Raw genomic sequence first — 20,959 nt, 5'->3', positions numbered from 1 at the left:
CGGTGGCGGTGGGGCCGGGGTGGGCGCCGGTGGCGCAGGCGCGGCTGAGCACGGGCCGGGCGCGCGGGCCGGGGCGGGCGCAGGCGCCGGTGCCGGTGAGCACGGGCCGGGGTCGCGCGGGTTCGGGGCGGCGGCTGACGAACGCGCTGGTGGGCGTGGTGGGCAGCCCGCGGGCGGCGGTGCCGGGGGCGGGCGCGGTCAGGGTGGGGAAGACGAGGAGCACGAGCGCGCTTCCTTCCTGATCGAGGACGACCCGGAGGCCGTCTTCGGCACCGACGAGGTCACCGCGCCGCCGGTGATCGGGGGGTAGCGGTGCAGACGCGGGACAAGGTGGAGCTGTCGGTCGAGTCGCTGCACCGGTTGTGCGCGGCGCAGGGGCTGGGGGAGCCGCACACGCTGTTCACCGGTGGGGCTCGCTACTACCCCCAGCGCCACCAGCAGGAAGCCGACGCCGAGTTGCGGCGGGAGTTGGACGCGGCGGGGGTGAACGGGGCCCGGGGGCTCGATCCCGAGTTCCTGGACCTGCTCGGCGTGGTGCAGCGGGGCGCGGTCGAGTACTACGGGTGGTTGCAGGACGCCGAGGGGCCGTACTCGGTGCTGGTGGCCGCTGCCGGGCGGATCGGGGTGCTGGCGCAGCGGGTCGGGGAGAAGGTGGCCTTCGAGCGGATCGATCCGGCCCGGTTGGTGGAGTCCTTCGTGTTCCGGCTGCCGAACGTGCCCGCCGCGCGCGGGGAGGCGATCTCGGTGCGGGAGAGCGACTACGCGGACGGGGCCTCGACGGCCGACACCGGCGGGTTCCACATGAGCAGGCCGCGGTCAGCTCGGGCACCGGAGGCCCGGCGGTTGGAGGCGCTGGTGCGGGCCCCCCGGGTCGGGGGCGGGAAGCTGTACACCGCTCGGCGCCACCACCGGGGCACCCGGGTGCGGGCGGCGGACTGGCTCAGCTTCATCGACCTCCCCGACGGGCGGTGGGCGCTCTACCGGACCTCCGGGCGCGGGGAGCGGTCGATCAGCGCCGTGCCGGGGACGCCCCAGTTCATCCGGAAGCGGCTGACCGAGCTGCACGCGACGATCAGGTGAGTCCGCTGCCCGCGCGCGGCGCACCGGTGCCACCCGCAGAGGCAGTCCGGCGGGGGCCGCTGTCGACACGGGGTGTACCGGTGCTGTTCGCGGGGGCGGTCCGGTGAGGTCGCTGTCCGCGCGCGGTGTGGAGCCGGGGCTGGCGGCTCGGTGGCGGCGGAGTCGGGCGCTGCTCGCGGGGGCGTTCGGGTGGGTGCCCGGTGCGGTGGTGCTGGCCTGCGCGGCGATGGCACTGGTCGGCGACCGGCCGGTGGGGTGGTGGTCGGCGCTGCCCGTCCTCGGGGCGCTGGTGCCCGCGGTCGTGCTGCCCGCGGCGCGGGTCGACCCGCCGTCGTGGGCGAAGGTCGCCTGGCTGGGGTCGGCTGGGCAGCTCGTCCTGGGGGCGATCCCGGCGTACGGGGTCGCGGGCGGGGTGGCGGCGCTGCCGTTCTTCCTGGTGGCCTGGGCGGCGCTGCCGACCGCGTTCCTGGTGGGGCGCAGCGCCTACCGGACGATGATGCTGCCGCTGGTGGCGGAGTTGGGGTCGACCGACCTGGAGTTGCGGGTGGGGGTGCGGATCGCCGTCGAGCGCGCCGACCTGATCACCGCCGGGGCGACGGTCGGGCGCACGCACCTGGTGCTGCACGCCCGCAGGCACGCCCCGAACAGCGCGGGGTCGCCCGCTCGGGTCGCGGTGCCGTGGGTCGAGGTGCTGGGTGTCCACGTGGAACTGCTCGCGCAGCTCCAGCCGTGGTTGTCGCTGGCCGACGGGACGCCGCTGCTGGCCAGGCCGGGGCCGGTCGTGGTGGTGCGGACAGCGCGGGGCGCGGTGCTCATCCCGAGCGACGACGCGCAGGCGGTCGTCGGGATCGTCGACAGAAGAGTCCGAAGAGCACACGCCTGAAAGCGACATCTGGTAGCAAGGCGGGCATGGTCAGCGCACAGCCGGGCAAAGCGGCCCGGGAGATGGAGAAGTGGGCGGAGCAGTTGCAGCAGCGGTCCGCCCGCTACGCCGAACTGCACCAGCGGATGAGCGGTCTGTCGGAGACCGAGACCTCGGCCGACGGGACCGTGCGGGTGAGCGTGGACGGCAACGGCCTGCCCACCGAGCTGACGGTGACCGACCGCGGTCGCGGCGCCGACCCGGCGAAGCTGTCCGCCGCGCTGATGGCGTGCCTGGCCGCGGCGCAGGCGAAGCTGCGCGCCCGGGTCGAGGAGGTGACCAGGGAGACCGTCGGCGAGGACGGGCCGGGGGAGGCGATCCTGGCGCAGTACCGGGAGCGGTTCCCGGACCCGCCGGAGAACGAGTTCGCCAAGCGACCGCGTCGGGACACCACCCTGACCGAGCAGGAATGGGACGACTGATGGACGGCTTCACCGTGACGATCGGCGAGGTGCTCGCGCACGCCGCCACCGCCGAGGCGCAGGCGGCCAGGGCCGACGTGGCCGCCGAGGCCGGCGCGCACCTGAGCAGCCTGAACGACGCCTACGGGCTGTTCTGCCAGCCGTTCGGGCAGATGCTCGTGGAGCCGCAGCAGCGCGGCACCGAGGCGATCGCCAAGGCCGCCGCCGCCCTGCACGGGCTCACCGAGTCGCTGGAGCAGGCCGCCGCCGAGTACCAGGCGGTGGACGAGAAGGTCACCGCCGTGCTGGACGCGCTGGTCGCCCAGCTCGACGCCGCCGCGGGCATGATCCCGACCGTGGGGGGCAACTGATGGTCGACGTCGACAACAGGTCCGACAACCCGCTCATCGACCAGCGGTCCGACCTGCGGGAGAACTACCTGCAGGACTGGAACCCCGTGGAGAACGTCGGCCTGCCCAGCGCCGACGGCGGGCCGGGGTTCATGGCGGGCATCACCGCCTTCGAGGCCGGGTGGGCCATCGCCGAGGGCATCGACAAGGGTGACTGGAAGCTGGCGCTGAGCGGTCTCGCCGCGGGTGCCCTGGACGTGGCCGGTGCCGCGCTGGACCCGATCGCCTACGTGGCGGGGCAGCTCTTCTCCTGGATGCTGGAGCACATCGAGCCCGCGCGGGCCGCGCTGCACGCGCTGTCCGGCAACCCGGACATGGTCAAGGGGTACGCCCAGTCCTGGACGAACGTCGAGCAGCAGATGCTGTCGGTGGCCCAGGACTACCGGGACGCGGCGGCGGGTGAGGCGCCCGGCTGGACCGGGGAGGCCGCCTCGGCGTACCGCAACAAGGCCGCCGAGACGGCCGGGGTGTGCGGCGGGGTGGCGGGCGCGGCGCACGGGATCGCGACGCTGACCCAGGGCATGGCCGAGGTGGTCAACGGGGTGCGCACGGCGGTCCGCGACGTGCTGTCGGCGATCGCCGGGTCGCTGGTGAGCTGGGCGATCGAGATCGCCGCCTCGCTCGGCACGGCCACGCCGCTGGTGGTGGCGCAGGCCACCTCGAAGATCGCCCAGGTGGTGTCGACGGTGGCCAGGACCATCGCCAAGCTGGACACGGTGCTCGGCGCCGCGATCACCGCCCTGGTCGCGCTGCGCGACGTCCTCGACGGGTTGCTGCGCCGGCTCAACGCTCTTGAGCAAGGGCGTTGACCGAACTACTACCCTGCCGGTCGTGGACGGCGACCTTCCTTACGAACGTGTGATCCCGGCGGACAGGTGGCTGGGCTCCCTGCTGGCGGGGGCCGTGGGCGACGCGCTGGGCGGACCGGTGGAGTTCCTGCACATCGACACGATCCGCGAGCGGTTCGGCCCGCGCGGGGCCACCGGCTACGCCGACGCCTACGGCGGGCCGGGGAGGATCACCGACGACACCCAGATGACGCTGTTCACCCTGGAGGCCATGATCCGCGGCCACGTGGGGCGGCGGCTGGGGTACTTCGAGCAGCAGCCCGCGTCCGTGGTGCAGCACGCCTACCAGCGCTGGTACCACACGCAGGGCGTCCCGTGGCACGAGGCGGGCGGGTCGTACGCGATGGAGGCGGAGCCGGACGGCTGGCTGGTCCGCGAGCCGGGCCTGTTCCACCGCCGCGCCCCCGGGTCGACGGTGCTGACCGCCTTGAAGGGCTTCGCCGACGGCCGGGACCGGGGGACGCTGTCCGAGCGGCTCAACGACTCGAAGGGCTGCGGGGCGGTGATGCGGGCGGCGCCGTGCGCGCTGTGGTCGGAGGACCCGCTGGACGCGTTCGTGGTGGCCGCGCAGGCCGGGGCGCTGACCCACGGGCACCCCAGCGGTTACCTGACCGCGGGTGCGCTGGCGTTCCTGGTGCACCGGCTGCTCGACGGCGCGGACCTGCCCTCGGCGCTGGTCGAGGTGCGCACGGAGCTGGTGACCTGGGACGACTCGGCGGAGACGGTGGAGGCGCTGGACACGGCGGTGAAGCTGGCCGAGTCCGGGCGGCCGACGCCGGAGGCGATCGCCGCGGAGCTGGGCGGCGGCTGGGTCGGGGAGGAGGCGCTGGCGATCGGCGTGTGCGCCGCGCTGACCGCCACCGACCTGGCCGACGGGCTGCTGCTGGCGGTCAACCACTCCGGTGACAGCGACTCCACCGGCGCCATCTGCGGCAACCTGCTCGGCGCCGTGCACGGGGTGGGGGCGATCCCGGAGCACTGGCTGGCGGACCTGGAGCTGCGCGAGGTGATCGAGCGGATCGGCCGCGACTCGCTGGTGGAGTTCAGCCAGACCAACTCGCTGGACGTGGCGGACTGGCAGCAGCGGTACCCGGCCTGGTGAGATCGTCCCCGGTCCCGACTTCAGGAGGCACGCGGTGAGCCTGCCGTCATTCGGTGGGGACGGGTTCCGCACCGAGCAGGAGATGACCCGGTGGGCGGCCGACGTGGAGGCGAAGGCGGAGCGCTACCGGGCCATGCAGGCCGAGGTCGCCGCGGTCGCGGTCACCGAGGTCTCGCGCGACGACGTGGTGCGGGTAACCGTGGACACGACCGGCGCGGTGACCGCCCTGGAGATCAGCGACCGCAACCGGGAGATGCCGGGGCGGGAGCTGTCCGCGCTGGTGCTGGCCACCATGCGCCGGGCCCAGTCGCGGATCACCGAGCGGGTGGCCGAGGTGATGGAGCGGACCGTCGGCGACGACCCGGGGACGGTCGCGGCGGTGGTGGGGTCGTACCGGGAGAGGTTCCCGGAACCGGAGCCGGAGGACGTGCGTCACAGCGGGGGCCACGTCGAGGAGATGACCCTCGGCCGCGCCGACGACCCCGACGACCCCCCGACCCCGCGGCGCCCGCCCCGCAGGCCGCGACCCGAGACCGAGGACGACGACGACAACCCGTGGGGCGGCGGTTCCATCCTGAGTTGACCCCTGATCGAAGGAGCCCCCGGTGCCCGACGGCTACGGTGTCCTCGTCGGCGAGTTGGGCGCGCACGCCTCGAAGCTCGCCGCCCTGCACGACAAGCTCGACCAAGCCCTCCAGGCGGCCAACCAGGTGAACCTGGGGTCGCAGGCGTACGGGCAGATCTGCCAGTTCTTCGTCCCGATCGTGCAGTCGGTGAGCACGCCCGCGGTCGAGTCGATCAGCGAGTCGGCGCAGACCATGGACGCGACCGCGCAGGGCGTGCGCGACACCGCGGGCTCGTACGCGAACACCGAGCAGGCCAACACCTCGCCGTTCGCCGGGGGTGCGCGGTGACGAACCCGCTGGTCGCCGAGCGGCAGGACTCCACGCAGTCCTACACCGGCATCGGCGTGGTGGAGTCCGCCGTCGACGTCTACAACGGCGTCAACAACGGGTCCTGGGTCGAGGGCGGGCTGGGGGTCGTGGGCGGTGGCCTGGAGATCCTGTCGCTGGCGCTGGACCCGGTGGGCACGCTCGGGCAGTACGCGGTGTCCTGGCTGATCGAGCACATCAAGCCGCTGCGCGACGCGCTGAACTGGCTCGCAGGCGACGCGGACCAGATCGCGGCGTACGCGGCGACCTGGAAGAACGTGTCGGAGGCGGTCGCCGCGGTCGCCGCGGAGTTCAAGACCGAGGTGGACAACGGCACCGCGGGCTGGGCCGGGCCCGCCGCGGACGCCTACCGGCGCAACACCGCCGGGCAGAACGAGCACATCACCGCCGCCGCGTCCGGCGCGGGCACCATCGGCACCGTCGTCGAGGTCGTCGGGGTGCTGGTGGGCACGGTCCGCGGGATCGTGCGCGACCTGGTGGCCGAGTGCGTCTCCACGCTGCTGGTGCGCATCCCGCAGTGGCTGGCGGAGGCGGGCCTGACGCTGGGCCTGGCCACCCCGCACGTCGTGGCGTCGGCGGCGGCGCTGATCGCCAAGTGGGTCGGCCGGATCACCGACGTGATCACCAAGCTGACCCGGTCGGTGGAGAAGCTGCGGCCGATCATAGCCAAGCTGGGCGAGATCTGGGAGGCCATCAAGTCCGGCCTGCGCGGCCTCCGGACCAGCCCGACCGGCGCGGGCACCCCGGACGCGCCCAGCCCGGTGCGCTCCACCCCGCCGCCCGTGGACGCCCCCACCAGCGGCACCCCGGCCGCGCCCACCACCCCGGCCGGGCCGACCACCACCCCAAGCGGCGTCGACGCGCCCCCCGGGTCGACCGGTGGCACGACCACGCCCAGCAGCGCCCCCACCACCACACCCAGTGGCGTCGACGCGCCCGCGGGTTCCCCGGGCAGCACGACCACGCCGAGCAGCGCGCCCACCAGCACACCGACGCCCACCCGCGTCGACCTGCCCGCGAGCTCGACCACCACACCGAGCAGCGCTCCACCCACCAGCACACCGACGCCGACGCCGGCGCGCGTCGACCCGCCCGCGGGCTCGACCACCACACCGAGCAGCGCACCGCCCACCACCCCGGTGGACCCCGCGACGCCTGCGCACCCGGTGAACACCCGCGACTACGACGCGTCGGGCAGGACCATCCCGACCAGCCAGTTGCAGCACCCGAACGCCAACCTGCTCGACGACGACCTGATCGCCCAGGCGCGGGCGAACCCGAATCGAGACGCCATCATCAACACCAACGGCGTGCCCGCCGACCACCCCGCCGTCCGCGACCTCGTGCCACCGGACTACGACCCGCACGCCGGGCTCGGCGAGGCGGGCTGGAACCAGGAGTACTGGCCCAGCGGCGACACCGGCCGCTACGGCAACCGGCTGCTGGAGTGGCCGGACGGCGACGCGCACCCGCAGGGCTTCGACTCCCCGGAGGCGCGGACCCCGGGCGTGCTGCAACCCGGCCAGACGATCGACCGCTTCGGCAGCGCCCGCGGCGACTTCGTCTCGCCCGCGGACACGCCCTACCCGCAGCGCGGTCTGCCGCCGGACAACCTCAACAACGGCTACCACCAGTACGAGGTGGTCCGACCGCTGCCGGTGTGGGAGGGTCCGATCGCCCCGGCCATGGGGCAGCCCGGTGGCGGCACCCAGTACGTCCTGCCGCACTCCGTGGTCGACCTGATCAACGCCGGCTACCTCAGGGAGATCCCGCTGTGAACCTGCAAGGCCTCGGCACCGCCCTCGACGACATCGGCATCGAGCCCCTGGTGGTCGCCCTGGGCTCCCGCGACGAGCAGTGCTGGTGCATCCACGGCACCCCCGAGGGCCCGTGGCAGGTGTACTGGATGGAGCGCGGCCAGAAGAACCACCTGGTCGAGCTGCCGGACGAGAGCGCGGCGTGCGAGCTGCTGCTCGGCAGGCTGACCTACAGCCAGCTCGTCGCGGGCAGGCTCACCCGCCGCTGACGCACACCGGTGGGCGGGGGCCACCCCCGCCCACCGGGCGCGTGTCAGGCGCGGGTCTGGGCGTCGAGGACGTGTGCCACGGCCTCGGTGACCCGCTGCGCTTGTTTCACGTGAAGCCATTCGTCGGGCACGTGGGCGTTGGAGTCCGCCCCCAGCGCGCCGGTGATCACGAACTGCGCGTCCGGGTACGCCTTGGCGAGCAGGCCCATGAACGGGATCGACCCGCCCAGCCCGATCGTGCGCCACGGGGCGCCGAACACCTCGTCGGACGCCGCGTCCAGGGCCGCGCGCAGCCACGGCGCGAGCGCGGGCGCGTTCCAGCCGTCGGCGACCTCGGTGCGCGACAGCTCGACCCGCGCGCCGTAGGGGACGTCGCTGGTCAGCACCTCCGCGACGGCCGCGAGCGCCGCCTCGCCGTCGGCCGTCGGCGGCAGCCGGAAGCTCAGCGTCAGCGTGGTGGACGGGCGCAGCACGTTGCCCGCGTCGACCGGTTCCGGGAAGCCCGCGGCACCGATGACCGACAGCGTCGGGCGCCAACTGTTGTTCAGGACCAGCTCCACCTCGTCGTCGGACACCGGGCGGGCGCCCGCGGTGAGCGGGAACGCGCCCGTGACCGTGCCCGGGGCCGCCGCGACGGTGGCCGCGGCCTCGGCGGCGCGATCGTCGGGGATGTCGACGTGCATGTCCTTGATCCGGATCTCGCCGGTCTCGGAGTCCTCGACGCGGTCCAGCAGCGCCCGCACGATCCGGAACGAGCTGGGCACGATCCCGCTGGCCAGGCCGGAGTGCGCACCGGCGTCGAGCACCCGCACGGTCAGGTCGACCGAGACCAGGCCGCGCAGCGACGTGGTCAGCCAGAGCCGCTCGTAGTCGTTGCCGCCGGAGTCCAGGCAGATGACCAGCGACACCCGGCCCAGGCGCTCGGCCAGGTGCTCCAGGTAGGCGGGCAGGTCCGGGCTGCCGGACTCCTCGCCGGTCTCCAGCAGGACGGCGCAGCGCCCGTGCGCCCCGCCCGCGGCGCGCACGGCCTCGATCGCGGCGGTGGCGGCGTAGCCCGCGTAGCCGTCGTCGGCCGAACCGCGGCCGTAGAGCCTGCCGTCGCGCAGCACCGGCGTCCACGGGCCGAGGCCCTCGCCCCAGCCGCCGACCGGCGGCTGCTTGTCCAGGTGGCCGTAGAGCAGCGTGGTGCCGGTGTCCGGGGCACCCTCGGTGGCCGGGACGTCCACGACCAGCAGCGGCGAGCGGTCCGGCAGCCGCACCACCTCCACCCGGGCACCGGGCAGGTCCCGACCGGTGATCCACCGGCGCAGGTGCTCGACGGCCGCGTCGAGGTGGCCGGTCTCCGCCCAGTTCCGGTCGAAGTTCGGGGAGAGGGCCGGGATGGCGACGAATTCCCGCAGGCTGGGCAGGATCTCCGCCTCCCACAGGCGCGTCACGGCGTCGTGTGCTGCTGTCTTGTCCACCCCCCGATCCTGCCACCCGGCGCGGGCGACCCGCCGTGACCGGATCGCGACGGTGCGGCACAAGGTGAGGTAGCTCACCCGCGTTCGCGGCCGGGTCCGCCGCCGCGCGGCGCCGGTCGCGCTGAGCTGCTCCGATCGGCGGCTGCTCTGACCCCCGAACATCGGGAGTCCAAGCGTTTTCCCAGCTCAGCCGCACCCTGTGGACAACTCCCGACGTTCGGCGCCTCGTTCCGCCATGCTGTGCCGTGCCAGGATGTGGGAGGAAACCGTCTGCGCTGACGGTGGCCAACGCCACTACCCGTGGCGTGCCGCGCAGCGCGGCCGCCCGCCCGCCACGAGCGGTCGGGCGGCTCGAACCACGAGGAGATCGCACATGTCGTCCCCAGAACAGTGGACGCACCCCGAGCCCCGGGGTGGCCCGGCGGCCACGGCCGCCGCGCCCACAGCAGAGCAGGTGATCGCGGGTTTGCGTGCCACCAGCGAGGGCGGTCCGGAGCTGGTGCAGCTCCTGACGCCCGAGGGTGAACGGGTGGAGAACGCCGAGTTCGACCGGTACGTCGCCGACGTCACCGCCGAGGACCTGCGCGGGCTCTACCGCGACATGGTGCTGGTGCGCCGGGTCGACCGCGAGGCGAACGCGCTGCAGCGCCAGGGCCAGCTGGGGATCTGGGTCCCGCTGCTGGGCCAGGAGGCGGCGCAGATCGGTGCGGGTCGGGCGATGCGGCCGACCGACATGGCCTTCCCCTCCTACCGCGAGCACGGCGTGGCCTGGTGCAAGGGCGTGCACCCGACGGAGCTGCTGGGCATCTTCCGCGGCACCGACCACGGCACCTGGGACTCGGTGGAGACCCGGTTCCACCCGTACACGATCGTCATCGGCAACCAGGTGCTCAACGCCGCCGGGTACGCCATGGGGCAGCGGTTCGACGGCAAGGTGGGCGACGCCGACGGCGAGGCCACCATGTGCTTCTTCGGCGACGGCGCCACCAGCCAGGGCGACGTGCACGAGGGCTTCGTGTGGGCGTCGGTGTACGACGCGCCGCTGGTGTTCTTCTGCCAGAACAACCAGTGGGCCATCTCCGAGCCGACCGAGCGCCAGACCCGGCTCCCGCTCTACCAGCGCGCCCGCGGCTACGGCTTCCCCGGCATCCGGGTCGACGGCAACGACGTGCTGGCCACCCTGGCGGTCTCCCGCTGGGCGCTCGACGTCTGCCGCCAGGGCAACGGGCCGGTGCTGATCGAGGCGTTCACCTACCGGATGGACGCGCACACCACCACCGACGACCCGACCCGCTACCGGCTCTCCGACGAGCTGGAGGCGTGGAAGCTCAAGGACCCGATCGAACGGGTCCGGGTGAACCTGGTCCGGCACGAGCACGCCGAGCAGGACTTCTTCGACTCGGTGCAGGCCGAGGCCGACGAGCTGGCCGCGGAGCTGCGCGAGTTCTGCTTCTCCATGCCCGAACCGCCGGTGGGGCAGATGTTCGACCACGTCTACGCCGAGGCCAGCCCGCTGGTGACGGCCCAGCGCGAGGAGTTCCTGGCCTACCAGGCCGGGTTCGCCGGAGGTGAGCACTGATGGCCGCACCCGTGATCGACCGGTCCGCGACCGCGTCGTCGGTCCGCTCGCTGACCCTGGGCAAGGCGCTCAACCTGGGCCTGCGCACCGCGATGGAGGCCGACCCCAAGGTCCTGGTGATGGGGGAGGACGTCGGCAAGCTCGGCGGCGTCTTCCGGATCACCGACGGCCTGCAGAAGGACTTCGGCGAGCACCGCGTGCTGGACACGCCGCTGGCCGAGTCCGGCATCATCGGCACCGCGGTCGGCCTGGCCGTGCGCGGGTTCCGCCCGGTGTGCGAGATCCAGTTCGACGGGTTCATCTTCCCCGGCTTCGACCAGATCGTGTCCCAGGTCGCCAAGCTGCACAACCGCACCCTGGGCCGGGTGAAGGTGCCCATGGTCATCCGGGTGCCGTTCGGCGGCGGCATCGGCGCGGTCGAGCACCACTCGGAGTCCCCGGAGTCGTACTTCGCGCACACCGCGGGCCTCAAGGTCGTCGCCTGCTCCAACGCCGTGGACGCCTACTGGATGATCCAGCAGGCCATCGAGTGCGACGACCCGGTGCTGTTCTTCGAACCCAAGCGGCTCTACCACTCCGGTTTCATGAAGGCCGACGTCGACACCGCGGCCACCCCGGGACCGCTGTTCGCCTCGAAGGTGCTGCGCCGCGGGAGCACCGCGACCGTGGTGGCCTACGGGCCGTCGGTGAAGGTGGCGCTGGACGCGGCCACCGCCGCCGAGGAGGACGGGCACTCGCTGGAGGTCATCGACCTGCGCGCGCTGTCCCCGCTCGACCTGGGGCCGGTGTTCGAGTCGGTGCGCCGCACCGGGCGGTTGGTCGTGGTCAGCGAGGCGCCGTCGGAGGCCTCGCTCAGCTCCGAGATCGCCGCCAGGGTGCAGCAGGAGTGCTTCCACTCGCTGGAGGCGCCGGTGCTGCGGGTGACCGGGTTCGACACCCCGTACCCGCCCGCGAAGCTGGAGGAGCACTTCCTGCCCGACCTGGACCGGGTGCTCGAGGCCGTCGACCGCTCGCTGGCGTGGTGACCCGTGCCTGAGTACAAGAGCTTCCCCCTGCCGGACACCGCGGAGGGGCTGACCGAGGCCGAGATCCTGTCCTGGCACGTCAAGCCGGGCGACGTGGTCACCGTGAACCAGATCATCGTCGAGATCGAGACGGCCAAGGCCGCCGTCGAGCTGCCCTGCCCGTGGGCCGGGGTGGTGACCGAGCTGCACGTCCACCCGGGGCAGACGGTGGACGTCGGCACCCCGATCCTGACCGTCGACGTCGACCCCGGCGGCGCGGCGGCACCGGACGTGGGCTCGATCAACGGTTCGCTGAACGGTGCCGCGGCGCCCGCCGAGGAGGAGATGAAGCCGCTGGTCGGCTATGGCTCCAAGGCGGTCACCGCGAAGCGGCGGGCGCGGCGGGGCCCCGCGGTCCCGGCCGAGCCCGCCGCCGCGGCGGCGCAGGGTTCGGTGGCGGCGGCGTTCGAGCACGCGCCGGGGCCGCTGCCGGTGGTGGAGGAACCCGTACCCGCGAACACCGCCACCACCCCCACGGCCGCTTCCGCCGTCTCCGCCGCCGCCGTGCCCAACGCCCTGCCCGCCGCGCCGGACGACCACGCGGACGGCCATGCGGGCGGCTACGTGCCGCTGGCGAAGCCGCCGGTGCGCAAGCTGGCCAAGGAGCTGGGCGTCGACCTGCGGTCGCTGACCGGGTCCGGCGACCGCGGGGTGATCACCCGCTCCGACGTCGAGCGCGCCGTGGCCGGGCCGGTGGCCGCGTCCCCGGCGGGAACCCCGGCCGCGCAGGCGGTGGCGTCCTCCGGTGGTGAGCGGCGGGTGCCGATCAAGGGCGTCCGCAAGGTCACCGCGGCGGCGATGGTCAGCAGCGCGTTCACCGCACCGCACGTCACGGAGTTCCTGACCGTGGACGTGACGCCGATGATGGAGCTGCGGGCGCGGTTGAAGGCGCACCGGGACTTCCGCGACGTCAAGCTGACGCCGCTGGCGTTCTGCGCCAAGGCCGTGGCGATGGCGGTCAAGCGCACACCGGAGGTCAACTCCGCGTGGGACGAGGCCGCGCAGGAGATCGTCTACAAGGACTACGTGCACCTCGGGATCGCCGCGGCGACCCCGCGCGGGCTGATCGTGCCGAAGGTCCGCAACGCGGAGCGGTTGTCGCTGCGCGAGCTGGCCGAGGCCCTGGACGCGCTCACGGTCACCGCCCGCGACGGCAAGACGCCGCCCGCGGACATGGTCGGCGGGACGATCACCATCACCAACGTCGGCGTGTTCGGTGTGGACACCGGGACACCGATCATCAACCCCGGCGAGTCGGCGATCCTGGCGTTCGGTGCCATCCGGGACACGCCGTGGGTGGTCGACGGGGAGGTCGTGGTGCGCAAGGTGTGCCAGTTGGCCCTGAGCTTCGACCACCGGTTGGTGGACGGGCAGCAGGGGTCGGAGTTCCTGTCCGACGTCGGCGCGCTGCTGGCCGACCCAGCGGTGGCGATGACCTACTGACCCGTGCGTGGTGGGGGCCCGCCCGGGTGGGCCCCCACCACGCCGGTCAGGGCCGGGGCAGGTCGAAGTAGTCGGTCAGGGTGGCGGCGAAGGCGATGTCGCCGCGGACCTTGACCTTGCCGGAGATGAAGAGCTTGGGGAGGGTGGCTCCGCCGGTGACCGCGCGGAGGAAGTCCGGGGGGTCGGCGGTGATGGTGACCCGGGGGTCGGCCGTGGGGATGTCGGCGGTGGTGCAGGTGCCCCGGGCGATCACCGTTTCGAAGCGGTCGTAGCCGCCCTCGCCGGAGCCGCCGGTGAAGCGCCAGTGCACGACCGCGCGCAGGTCGGCGGCCTTGGTCAGGTCCAGGTGGGCCGACATGCGGCGGAAGACCTCCTCGAAGACGACGTGGCGCAGGCGGTGGTGCGCCATCAGGGCTTCGAGTTGGTCGGGGCTGGTGCGGGCGAAGAAGCGGGCGAAGGTCTCGGTGGACATGCCCGCCAGTTCGACGCCGGTGCCCGCGGTGCCGAGCATGTCCAGCGTGGCGATGAGCTGGACGAACTGGTCGGGGTCGAGCTTTGCGGGGTCGATGGTGGCGGCGAAGCCGTCGAGGTCCACCACGGCGGTGGGTTCGAGGCGGTGCCACTTCTCGCCGCGGCGCCTGCGGGAACCGGTCATGCCCGCAGTGTGCGCCCTGGAGCGGCTCATGGGCGCGGTAGGTCGAACAGGCCGATCAGGTTCGCGGCGAACGCGAGGTCGCCGCGCACCTTGAGCTTGCCGGTCATGAACAGGACGGGGGCCGAGGCGTTGTTGCTGATCAGCTTGAGGAAGTCGACCGGGGTCAGGGTGACCGTGACGCGGGGTCTTTCCGCCATCTCGCGGCCGACCGTGCAGGTGCCGCCCCGGATGACCGTCTCGTAGCGGTCGTAGCCGCCCTCGCCCGCGCCTCCGGTGAGGCGCCAGTGCACGACGGCGTGCAGGTCCTTGACCCGGTCCTGGCGCAGGTGGGCGCCCATGCGGCGGAAGATCTCGCCGAGGACGCGCTCGCGCAGCACCGGGTCGGCCATGATCGACTCGACCTGGTCGGTGGTGGCGTGCGCCATCAGGCGGGCGAACGTGGTCGGCCCCATCCGGGACAGGCCGATGTCCGCGCCCGCCTCGGCGAGCCGGTTGACCGCGGCGAGCACCGAAGTCAGGTCATTCGTGCCAAGTTTTCTCGGATCGATTGCGCGACCGATAGCATCCACGTCGATGTTCGACGCGGCGACGTCAGCCACGTCGATGCGGTCGAGCATCGCCACGAGATCCCGCGGTTTCAGCGCGCCGATGGCCTCACCGGTGTGACTTGACTCGGGCATGGACACCTCCAGGACCTACTCACCAGTAGGCTACGGGTGAGTAGGTTTTCCGGCAAGTGGGGCACAGGAGGTTGGCGTGAGCGTCGACGAACAGCGTCGGCCTGCGCGCGTGAAGCGCCTGCCACGCGAGGTCCGCGAGCGCCAGATCCTGGACGCGGCGGTGCGGGTGTTCTCCGAGCACGGGTACCACAACGCGTCCATGGACGAGATCTCCGAGGTCGCGGGCGTCTCCAAGCCCATGATCTACGCGTACCTCGGGCACAAGGAGGACCTGTTCGCCGCCTGCATCCGGCGCGAGGCCACCCTCCTGGTGGAGGCCATCGCGAGCGGCGTGCGGGCGGAGGCGCCCCCGGACATGCAGCTCTGGCACGGCCTGCGCGCCTTCTTCCGCTTCGTCGGCGAGCAGCGCGAGAGCTGGCGCGTGCTGCACCGCCAGGCCACCTCCCAGGGCGGTCCGTTCAGCGAGGAGCTGATGGGGATGCGCGGCCGGGCGATCAACCTGGTCGACGCGCTGCTCGTCCGCTCCGCCACCAGCCACGGCGTGCCGACGAAGTCCACCGAGGCGATGGCGGTCGCCCTGGTCGGCGCGGGTGAGTCCCTCGCCGACTGGTGGCTGGACCACCCGGACGTGCCGGAGAAGACCGTGGCCTCCTGGCTGATGAACCTCGTCTGGATGGGCCTCGGTGACCTCGTCGACGGCACCTCCTGGCTGCCGACCCCGGAGTAGCCGCTACCGCCGGAGGTACAGGTCGCGGAGCAGGGCGATCTCGGCGCCGTGGTGGATGGCCTCGCGGCTGATGTGCAGCACGAGGGTGGCCATCGGGGCGTCGGCGTGCGGCCCCTCGGCGGAACCGCACGGGCGGGCCAGGTCGTCGGCGTCGAGACCGCGAACGCCCGCGACCCAGGCCGCGTAGGTCTCGTCGAGCTGGGCAAGCCCACCCGCCGCGTCCCCGGCGTAGGCGTGGGTCGGGTAGTCGTACCGCGGGCCGCCGAAGTGGTCGGCGGTGCGCGCGCCGAAGACCCCGACGACCAGGTGGGCCATGCGCCAGGCAATGGTGGTGACCGGCGCCGGGTCGGGCTGCGGGTACTCGAAGTCGATGGTGAACCCACCGGTGCCCGGACCGGCTGGGCGGACGTTCCACGAACCGAGCGCGGGCTCCCACAGGTACTCGTCGTCGGTGAGGCCGTCGAGGCGCGGGCGCAGTTGCGTGGTCCAGTGCAGGTCGAGCTGCTCGACGAGTTCGCGGGTCCAGTCGATGTTCATGCGGGCAGCCTAGGAACCTTTGCGGACACCTTCGGTCCGCGAGTCGTCGCGGATGATGCAGGTGATCACGTCGTACGGGCGGGTCTCGTGGGCGCCGACCCGGCAAGGCAGGCAGTACGCGTCCCCCGGTCCGGCGACCAGGTAGAAGTCGGCGTCGCGGGTGCCCGACCAGCTCGGCGACCGGCGAGTGGCCCGAACGGTGGGGGAGATGCGGTCGAGGAGCTGGGCGAGGGCCACCGCGGGGTCGGGGTCGGCGCCCGCGCGCTCCTGGAACCGCTCGACCGCGTGCGGCAGGAAGTGCACCAGCGACAGCAGGGCGTTGCCGCGCAGGGCCAGCGGGTCCTCGCGGGAGCGGGACCGGGGGAACGGGACGCAGTTCGTCGCGGCCCAGTGCTCGGGGGCGCGGCGGTACGGCGCCAGCGGGAGCACGAAGGAGCCGGGGACCAGCACGAAGTAGCCGGACGGGCTGCGCCTGCCGCGCACCGGGCCGGGGAGGGTGTCGGTGACCTCGCCCCGGTCGGCGATGGCGTCGGTGAGCCAGTCGCGGGCGCGTTCCCGGTCGCCGAAGCCGAAGGCGTCGGCGCAGGCGTCCGCGCAGCGGTCGGTGACCACGATCGGCCAGTCGAGCGGGTCGGTCATGGGTCAATCCTGGACCGGTGTGGTCCCGTCGCGTCGGACGGGACCACACCGGTGTGTTCACAGCTCGGTGTCACAGAGCGGTGATCAGGCCCTCGATGTGCGGCTTGGGCTTGCGCGCGTCGAACAGGTCGAACTTCCAGTCCGCGCCGACCTGCTCGGCGTGGAAGCCGACCTTGCCGGGCAGCAGCACCGGGAGCTTGAACCGGACGTCGACGGTGTAGGCGTCGGGCAGCCTGCCCTCGAACGCGGCCAGGCAGCGGGCCTTGGTCCACATGCCGTGCGCGATCGCCTGCGGGAACCCGAACAGCTTGGCGGTGAGCCCGTACAGGTGGATCGGGTTGCGGTCGCCGGAGACGTCGCCGTAGCGCCTGCCGAGGTCGCCGGGCACCTTCCAGACCGCCGACGGGGCGGGCAGCGCGCCGCGCTGCCCGGGACCGGACTCCGACGACTTCGCCGAGTTGTCGGAGCCGCCGCCGCGGCAGAGGTAGGTGCTCACCTCGTGCCAGAGCACCTCCTCGCCGACGGCGACCTCGCTGATCATGTCGTACTGCTTGCCCTTGGGGTGCGGGCGCAGGTTCTCCACGTGCACCCGCAGGTCGAGCTTCTCGTTGACCAGCAGCGGCCGGTGCTGGGTGATCACGTTGGCCACGTGCACCGAGCCGATCAGCGGGAACGGGAAGTCCGGGTCCGTCATCAGCTTCACCTGCATGGGGAAGGTGAGCATGTGCGGGTAGGTCACCGGCAGCTCGTTGCCCAGCCGGAACTCGCACACCCGGTTGTAGGCGGCGAGGTGGGCCGGGTCGACGGACACGGACTGCCGCAGGTAGGTGCGGTCGGGCAGCTCCCGACCGCCCTTCTTGCCGAAGCCCGCGACGACCGCCTTGGGGTACAGGACGCCCAGGTTGGGCGACTCCCGCAGGGCCTGGGTGGACATCAGGCCCCCAGCAGCGACTGGCCGCAGACCCGGACCACGTTGCCGTTGACCGCACCGGAGGCCGGGTTGGCGTACCAGGCGACGGCCTCGGCGACGTCGACCGGCAACCCGCCCTGCGACATCGAGTTCATCAGGCGACCGGCCTGCCGGATGAACAGCGGGACGGCCGCGGTCATCTGGGTCTCGATGAAGCCGGGGGCGACCGCGTTGATGGTGCCGCCGTACTCGGCCAGCTTGGGCGCGTAGGCGTTGACCATGCCGATGACGCCCGCCTTGCTGGCGCCGTAGTTGGTCTGGCCGGTGTTGCCCGCGATGCCCGCGATGGAGGACACGCCGATGATGCGGCCGTTGGGGCGCAGCACCTTCTCGGCGAGCAGGGCGTCGTTGACCCGGAGCTGGCTGCTCAGGTTCACGGCGATCACCGAGTCCCAGAGCCCTTCCTTCATGTTGGCCAGCTTCTTGTCGCGGGTGATGCCCGCGTTGTGCACGACGATGTCGACCCCGCCGTGCCTGCTCTTGAGGTGCTCGACCAGCTTGGCCGGGGCGTCGGCGGCGGTGATGTCGAGCTGGAGCGAGGAGCCGCCGACCCGGTTGGCGACCTTGGCCAGGTCGCCGCCCTGGGCCGGGATGTCCAGCACGACGACGTGCGCGCCGTCGCGGGCGAGCACGTCGGCCATGGCCGCGCCGATGCCGCGGGAGGCGCCGGTGACCAGCGCGACCTTGCCCGCGAGCGGGGCGTTCCAGTCCTCCGGCTCGACCCCGGCACCGCCGTGCGTGCCGACCCGGATGACCTGGGCGTCGACGTAGGCGGACTTGGCCGACAGCAGGAAGCGCAGCGTGGACTCCGCCTCGCTCTCCGCGCCGGGCTGCACGTAGACAAGCTGGGCGGTCGCGCCGCGGACGATCTCCTTGCCGAGCGACCGGACGAAGCCCTCGAGGGCGCGCTGGGCGATGAGCTCCAGCGGGTCCTCGACGTTCTCCGGCGGGGTGCCGAGCACCACGATCCGGCCACAGGCCCCGAGCTGCCGCAGCACGGGGTGGAAGAAGTCGTACAGCGCGCGGAGCTGCTCGGGTGCCTTGATCCCGGTCGCGTCGAACACCAGGCCGCCGTAGGCGACTCCGCGCTCGCCCTTGGGGGCGGGAGCGGCGGTGGTCAACACGTCGATGCCCGCGGCCTTGGCGGTGGTGGCGAGCGCGTCGCCCAACCGCCCGCCGGGGGCACCGCCCACCAGCGCGGGGCCGTCCAGCGCTGGCGCGCCGGGCTTGTGGCGCCGCAGCGTCGGGGGGTTCGGCAGTCCGAGACGCTTCACGAGAAGCTTTCCGACGCCGGAGGTGGTGAACTGCTGATAGCGGTCAGTCATCTGTGTGCGCCTCCCTACTCGCTAGTAAACTTACTCAAGAGTAGGTTAGGATGCTACCTCAGATGCAAACCTGTGCTTTGGAGGACGGAATGGCCCCCAGTCGCGTGCGCCGAGTTGCGGTCCTTGGTGGGAACCGCATCCCCTTCGCGCGGTCCAACGGTAAGTACGCCAAGGCGTCGAACCAGGACATGTTCACCGCCGCGCTCGACGGCCTGGTCGCCCGCTTCGGCCTCCAGGGCGAGCGCCTCGGCGAGGTCGCCGCGGGTGCGGTGCTCAAGCACAGCCGCGACTTCAACCTCGCCCGCGAGTGCGTGCTGGGCAGCAGGCTCTCCCCGGAGACCCCCGCCTACGACGTGCAGCAGGCGTGCGGCACCGGCCTGCAGGCCATCGCCCAGGTCGCGAACAAGATCGCGCTCGGCCAGATCGACTCGGCCATCGCGGGCGGCGTCGACACCACCTCCGACGCGCCGCTGGCGGTCAACGAGGACCTGCGCCACATCCTGATCGCGCTGAACAACGCCAAGACCGTCCCGCAGCGGCTGGCCCTGCTGGCCAAGATCCGCCCCGGCCACATCGTCCCGGACATCCCGCGCAACGCCGAGCCGCGCACCGGCCTGGCGATGGGCGACCACGCGGCGATCACCGCCAAGGAGTGGGGCATCACCCGCGAGGCGCAGGACGAGCTGGCCGCCTCCAGCCACCAGAAGCTGGCCGCCGCCTACGACCGCGGCTTCTTCGACGACCTGATCACCCCGTTCCAGGGCCTGAGCAAGGACCAGAACCTGCGGCCGGAGTCCACCGCGGAGAAGCTGGCGAAGCTCAAGCCCGCCTTCGGCGGCGCCGACGGCACCATGACCGCGGGCAACTCGACCCCGCTGACCGACGGCGCCTCGGCGGTGCTGCTGGCCACCGAGGAGTGGGCCAAGGAGCACCGGCTGCCGGTGCTGGCGTACCTGACCTTCACCGAGACCGCGGCCGTCGACTACGTGCACGGCGGCGAGGGCCTGCTGATGGCGCCCGCGTACGCGGTGCCGCGGATGCTGGCCCGCGCGGGCCTGTCCCTGCAGGACTTCGACTTCTACGAGATCCACGAGGCGTTCGCCTCGCAGGTGCTGGCCACCCTGGCGGCCTGGGAGAGCGTGGACTTCGCCAAGGAGAAGCTGGGCCTGGACGCCCCGCTCGGCTCGATCGACCGGTCGAAGCTCAACGTCAACGGCTCGTCCCTGGCGGCCGGTCACCCGTTCGCCGCGACCGGCGGCCGGATCGTGGCCACGCTGGCGAAGCTGCTCAACGAGAAGGGCTCGGGCCGCGGCCTGATCTCCATCTGCGCCGCGGGCGGCCAGGGCGTCACCGCGATCCTGGAGAAGCCGGAAGCGGCAGCACCCGCTGCCAAGTAGGACCTCGGTAGCACCCTCTACGGCTCTCTAGCTCACCAGCTAGAGAGCCGTAGAGGTTTGTACGGCTCTAAGGTGAAACGCATGGAGCGGGCGTGCGAGTGGGAGGCCCGGCACGGGATGCTGGTCGGGCTGTCCCCGCGGCGGACCAGGGTCAGGTCGATGGTCGGGTTGGCGGTCGCCGGGCTGGTGCTGCTGGTGCCCGCGGTGTTCGTCGCCGCGCACGCGGTCGAGGTCGCGCTGGCGGGCGGCTGGGACGACCGGGTGTGCCGGTCGGTCGGTTCCCGGGGATGCGCCCCGGCGTGGCTCTCGTTCGGCGCGGCGCTGTTCTTCGCGGTCGTCGGGGCGGGGTTCGGGGTGGGCGCGGTGCGCGAGCTGTCCAAGCGGGAGCACGCGTTCGCGCTGGAGCGGGACGACTTCCGGGTGGTCTTCCGGAACTCCTCGACGCACGTCCCCGAGTGGGTGCGGATCCGGTGGGCCGACCTCGCCGAGGTGGTCCCGGTCGGCGACCGGCTGGACCTGGTGCTGCGCGAGGGGGCGTCGGCGACGCACCTCGACGGGCGGGCCGCGGGCCCCTTGACCGACCTGCTGTGCGGGAATGCCCGGGCCGACGCGGCGGTGCTGCGCCACTTCCGCAGCGCCGACCGGCGGCAGATCGGCCAGGCGTCCGCGCAGGACGAGGCGAACCGGGTCGCGGCCGACACGCCGTAGCGGAATCTCGCCGGATATCGGATCTGCGCT

At 72.9% G+C, this 20,959-nt stretch carries 24 protein-coding genes; 16 read left to right on the top strand and 8 right to left on the bottom strand.

The genetic code is table 11. The annotated features are described in order from the left end of the window. On the bottom strand, positions 1-223 hold a 223-nt coding region (locus L6E12_RS35090; protein WP_304523879.1), incomplete at its 3' end, for a hypothetical protein. 89 nt (positions 224-312) lie between these two features. Between L6E12_RS35090 and L6E12_RS12975 the strand changes: the two genes are divergently transcribed. The 10 genes from L6E12_RS12975 to L6E12_RS12930 all read left to right on the top strand — a co-directional run bounded on the left by L6E12_RS12975 (position 313) and on the right by L6E12_RS12930 (position 7,742). Next, positions 313-1,080, top strand: a complete 768-nt coding sequence (locus tag L6E12_RS12975; RefSeq protein ID WP_236228156.1) for an ESX secretion-associated protein EspG — start codon at positions 313-315, stop codon at positions 1,078-1,080. Positions 1,081-1,183: 103 nt separating this feature from the next. Next, positions 1,184-1,963: a hypothetical protein gene (locus L6E12_RS12970; RefSeq protein WP_236228155.1), complete on the top strand. Its 780-nt coding sequence runs from the start codon at positions 1,184-1,186 to the stop codon at positions 1,961-1,963. A 26-nt stretch (positions 1,964-1,989) separates the two neighbouring features. Beyond that, entirely contained in the window at positions 1,990-2,424 is a 435-nt protein-coding gene (locus tag L6E12_RS12965; RefSeq protein ID WP_236228154.1) for a YbaB/EbfC family nucleoid-associated protein, read from the top strand. Then, positions 2,424-2,774 (top strand): type VII secretion target, encoded by a 351-nt coding sequence (locus L6E12_RS12960; RefSeq protein ID WP_236228153.1) that lies wholly within the window; start codon positions 2,424-2,426, stop codon positions 2,772-2,774. Before L6E12_RS12965 ends, L6E12_RS12960 begins: the two co-directional genes overlap by 1 nt. Next, a complete protein-coding gene (locus L6E12_RS12955) occupies positions 2,774-3,622 on the top strand; it encodes a WXG100 family type VII secretion target (RefSeq protein WP_236228152.1) in 849 nt (282 codons plus the stop codon). Before L6E12_RS12960 ends, L6E12_RS12955 begins: the two co-directional genes overlap by 1 nt. 22 nt (positions 3,623-3,644) lie before the next feature. Next, positions 3,645-4,763: an ADP-ribosylglycohydrolase family protein gene (locus L6E12_RS12950; protein WP_236228151.1), complete on the top strand. Its 1,119-nt coding sequence runs from the start codon at positions 3,645-3,647 to the stop codon at positions 4,761-4,763. 34 nt (positions 4,764-4,797) lie between these two features. Then, positions 4,798-5,346 carry a YbaB/EbfC family nucleoid-associated protein gene (locus L6E12_RS12945; protein ID WP_236228150.1) on the top strand — a complete coding sequence of 183 codons (549 nt, stop codon included), beginning with the start codon at positions 4,798-4,800 and terminating at the stop codon, positions 5,344-5,346. 22 nt (positions 5,347-5,368) lie between these two features. Beyond that, positions 5,369-5,677 (top strand): type VII secretion target, encoded by a 309-nt coding sequence (locus tag L6E12_RS12940; RefSeq protein ID WP_236228149.1) that lies wholly within the window; start codon positions 5,369-5,371, stop codon positions 5,675-5,677. Next, on the top strand, positions 5,674-7,494 hold the full coding sequence (locus L6E12_RS35375; RefSeq protein WP_236228148.1) for a glycohydrolase toxin TNT-related protein: 1,821 nt from the start codon (positions 5,674-5,676) through the stop codon (positions 7,492-7,494). Before L6E12_RS12940 ends, L6E12_RS35375 begins: the two co-directional genes overlap by 4 nt. After that, positions 7,491-7,742, top strand: a complete 252-nt coding sequence (locus tag L6E12_RS12930; protein WP_236228147.1) for a hypothetical protein — start codon at positions 7,491-7,493, stop codon at positions 7,740-7,742. Before L6E12_RS35375 ends, L6E12_RS12930 begins: the two co-directional genes overlap by 4 nt. Before the next feature lie 44 nt (positions 7,743-7,786). On the opposite strand, the gene L6E12_RS12925 is transcribed toward L6E12_RS12930, so the two are convergent. Further along, positions 7,787-9,205 carry a M20/M25/M40 family metallo-hydrolase gene (locus L6E12_RS12925; protein WP_236228146.1) on the bottom strand — a complete coding sequence of 473 codons (1,419 nt, stop codon included), beginning with the start codon at positions 9,203-9,205 and terminating at the stop codon, positions 7,787-7,789. A 373-nt stretch (positions 9,206-9,578) separates the two neighbouring features. Here L6E12_RS12925 and pdhA point away from each other — a divergent pair, with 373 nt between their 5' ends. The 3 genes from pdhA to L6E12_RS12910 are packed head-to-tail and all read left to right on the top strand — an operon-like array spanning position 9,579 to position 13,291. Next, positions 9,579-10,784, top strand: a complete 1,206-nt coding sequence (gene pdhA, locus L6E12_RS12920) for a pyruvate dehydrogenase (acetyl-transferring) E1 component subunit alpha (RefSeq protein ID WP_236228145.1) — start codon at positions 9,579-9,581, stop codon at positions 10,782-10,784. Next, on the top strand, positions 10,784-11,809 hold the full coding sequence (locus L6E12_RS12915) for an alpha-ketoacid dehydrogenase subunit beta (RefSeq protein WP_236228144.1): 1,026 nt from the start codon (positions 10,784-10,786) through the stop codon (positions 11,807-11,809). The genes pdhA and L6E12_RS12915 overlap by 1 nt, the downstream gene beginning before the upstream one ends. A gap of 3 nt (positions 11,810-11,812) precedes the next feature. Further along, entirely contained in the window at positions 11,813-13,291 is a 1,479-nt protein-coding gene (locus L6E12_RS12910; protein ID WP_236228143.1) for a dihydrolipoamide acetyltransferase family protein, read from the top strand. A gap of 46 nt (positions 13,292-13,337) precedes the next feature. On the opposite strand, the gene L6E12_RS12905 is transcribed toward L6E12_RS12910, so the two are convergent. Next, the gene (locus L6E12_RS12905) at positions 13,338-13,946 is read right to left on the bottom strand and encodes an alkyl sulfatase C-terminal domain-containing protein (RefSeq protein ID WP_236228142.1); all 609 of its coding nucleotides are present in this window, start codon (positions 13,944-13,946) and stop codon (positions 13,338-13,340) included. A gap of 26 nt (positions 13,947-13,972) precedes the next feature. Then, positions 13,973-14,626: an SCP2 sterol-binding domain-containing protein gene (locus L6E12_RS12900; RefSeq protein WP_236228141.1), complete on the bottom strand. Its 654-nt coding sequence runs from the start codon at positions 14,624-14,626 to the stop codon at positions 13,973-13,975. 76 nt (positions 14,627-14,702) lie between these two features. On the opposite strand from L6E12_RS12900, the gene L6E12_RS12895 reads away from it, so the two are divergent. Beyond that, the gene (locus tag L6E12_RS12895) at positions 14,703-15,353 is read left to right on the top strand and encodes a TetR/AcrR family transcriptional regulator (protein WP_236228140.1); all 651 of its coding nucleotides are present in this window, start codon (positions 14,703-14,705) and stop codon (positions 15,351-15,353) included. Positions 15,354-15,356: 3 nt separating this feature from the next. Here the strand turns inward: L6E12_RS12895 and L6E12_RS12890 are convergent, their stop codons facing one another. From L6E12_RS12890 to L6E12_RS12875, 4 genes are all read right to left on the bottom strand, one after another. After that, positions 15,357-15,890, bottom strand: a complete 534-nt coding sequence (locus tag L6E12_RS12890) for a DinB family protein (protein WP_236228139.1) — start codon at positions 15,888-15,890, stop codon at positions 15,357-15,359. Between the two features lie 9 nt (positions 15,891-15,899). Further along, positions 15,900-16,529 (bottom strand): hypothetical protein, encoded by a 630-nt coding sequence (locus L6E12_RS12885; protein ID WP_236228138.1) that lies wholly within the window; start codon positions 16,527-16,529, stop codon positions 15,900-15,902. A gap of 70 nt (positions 16,530-16,599) precedes the next feature. Next, the gene (locus L6E12_RS12880; protein ID WP_236228137.1) at positions 16,600-17,463 is read right to left on the bottom strand and encodes a MaoC/PaaZ C-terminal domain-containing protein; all 864 of its coding nucleotides are present in this window, start codon (positions 17,461-17,463) and stop codon (positions 16,600-16,602) included. After that, on the bottom strand, positions 17,463-18,824 hold the full coding sequence (locus tag L6E12_RS12875) for a 3-oxoacyl-ACP reductase (RefSeq protein ID WP_236228136.1): 1,362 nt from the start codon (positions 18,822-18,824) through the stop codon (positions 17,463-17,465). The genes L6E12_RS12880 and L6E12_RS12875 overlap by 1 nt, the downstream gene beginning before the upstream one ends. 89 nt (positions 18,825-18,913) lie before the next feature. Here L6E12_RS12875 and L6E12_RS12870 point away from each other — a divergent pair, with 89 nt between their 5' ends. Next, the gene (locus tag L6E12_RS12870) at positions 18,914-20,221 is read left to right on the top strand and encodes an acetyl-CoA C-acetyltransferase (RefSeq protein ID WP_236228135.1); all 1,308 of its coding nucleotides are present in this window, start codon (positions 18,914-18,916) and stop codon (positions 20,219-20,221) included. A gap of 81 nt (positions 20,222-20,302) precedes the next feature. After that, a complete protein-coding gene (locus L6E12_RS12865) occupies positions 20,303-20,929 on the top strand; it encodes a hypothetical protein (RefSeq protein ID WP_236228134.1) in 627 nt (208 codons plus the stop codon). Positions 20,930-20,959: the final 30 nt, after the last annotated feature.

Source organism: Actinokineospora sp. PR83 (assembly GCF_021056305.1).
In the GTDB taxonomy this organism is placed as follows: Bacteria; Actinomycetota; Actinomycetes; order Mycobacteriales; family Pseudonocardiaceae; genus Actinokineospora; species Actinokineospora spheciospongiae.
This window is presented reverse-complemented; position numbering and strand designations above follow the sequence as displayed.

Bases quoted from the DNA above. Each gene is read 5' to 3' on its own strand.
- L6E12_RS12875 (WP_236228136.1), bottom strand. From the start codon at position 18,824: ATGACTGACCGCTATCAGCAGTTCACCACCTCCGGCGTCGGAAAGCTT.
- L6E12_RS12965 (WP_236228154.1), top strand. From the start codon at position 1,990: ATGGTCAGCGCACAGCCGGGCAAAGCGGCCCGGGAGATGGAGAAGTGG.
- L6E12_RS12960 (WP_236228153.1), top strand. From the start codon at position 2,424: ATGGACGGCTTCACCGTGACGATCGGCGAGGTGCTCGCGCACGCCGCC.
- L6E12_RS12880 (WP_236228137.1), bottom strand. From the start codon at position 17,463: ATGTCCACCCAGGCCCTGCGGGAGTCGCCCAACCTGGGCGTCCTGTAC.
- L6E12_RS12905 (WP_236228142.1), bottom strand. From the start codon at position 13,946: ATGACCGGTTCCCGCAGGCGCCGCGGCGAGAAGTGGCACCGCCTCGAA.
- L6E12_RS12885 (WP_236228138.1), bottom strand. From the start codon at position 16,529: ATGACCGACCCGCTCGACTGGCCGATCGTGGTCACCGACCGCTGCGCG.
- L6E12_RS12865 (WP_236228134.1), top strand. From the start codon at position 20,303: ATGGAGCGGGCGTGCGAGTGGGAGGCCCGGCACGGGATGCTGGTCGGG.
- L6E12_RS12955 (WP_236228152.1), top strand. From the start codon at position 2,774: ATGGTCGACGTCGACAACAGGTCCGACAACCCGCTCATCGACCAGCGG.
- L6E12_RS12870 (WP_236228135.1), top strand. From the start codon at position 18,914: ATGGCCCCCAGTCGCGTGCGCCGAGTTGCGGTCCTTGGTGGGAACCGC.
- pdhA (WP_236228145.1), top strand. From the start codon at position 9,579: ATGTCGTCCCCAGAACAGTGGACGCACCCCGAGCCCCGGGGTGGCCCG.
- L6E12_RS12890 (WP_236228139.1), bottom strand. From the start codon at position 15,890: ATGAACATCGACTGGACCCGCGAACTCGTCGAGCAGCTCGACCTGCAC.
- L6E12_RS12915 (WP_236228144.1), top strand. From the start codon at position 10,784: ATGGCCGCACCCGTGATCGACCGGTCCGCGACCGCGTCGTCGGTCCGC.
- L6E12_RS12900 (WP_236228141.1), bottom strand. From the start codon at position 14,626: ATGCCCGAGTCAAGTCACACCGGTGAGGCCATCGGCGCGCTGAAACCG.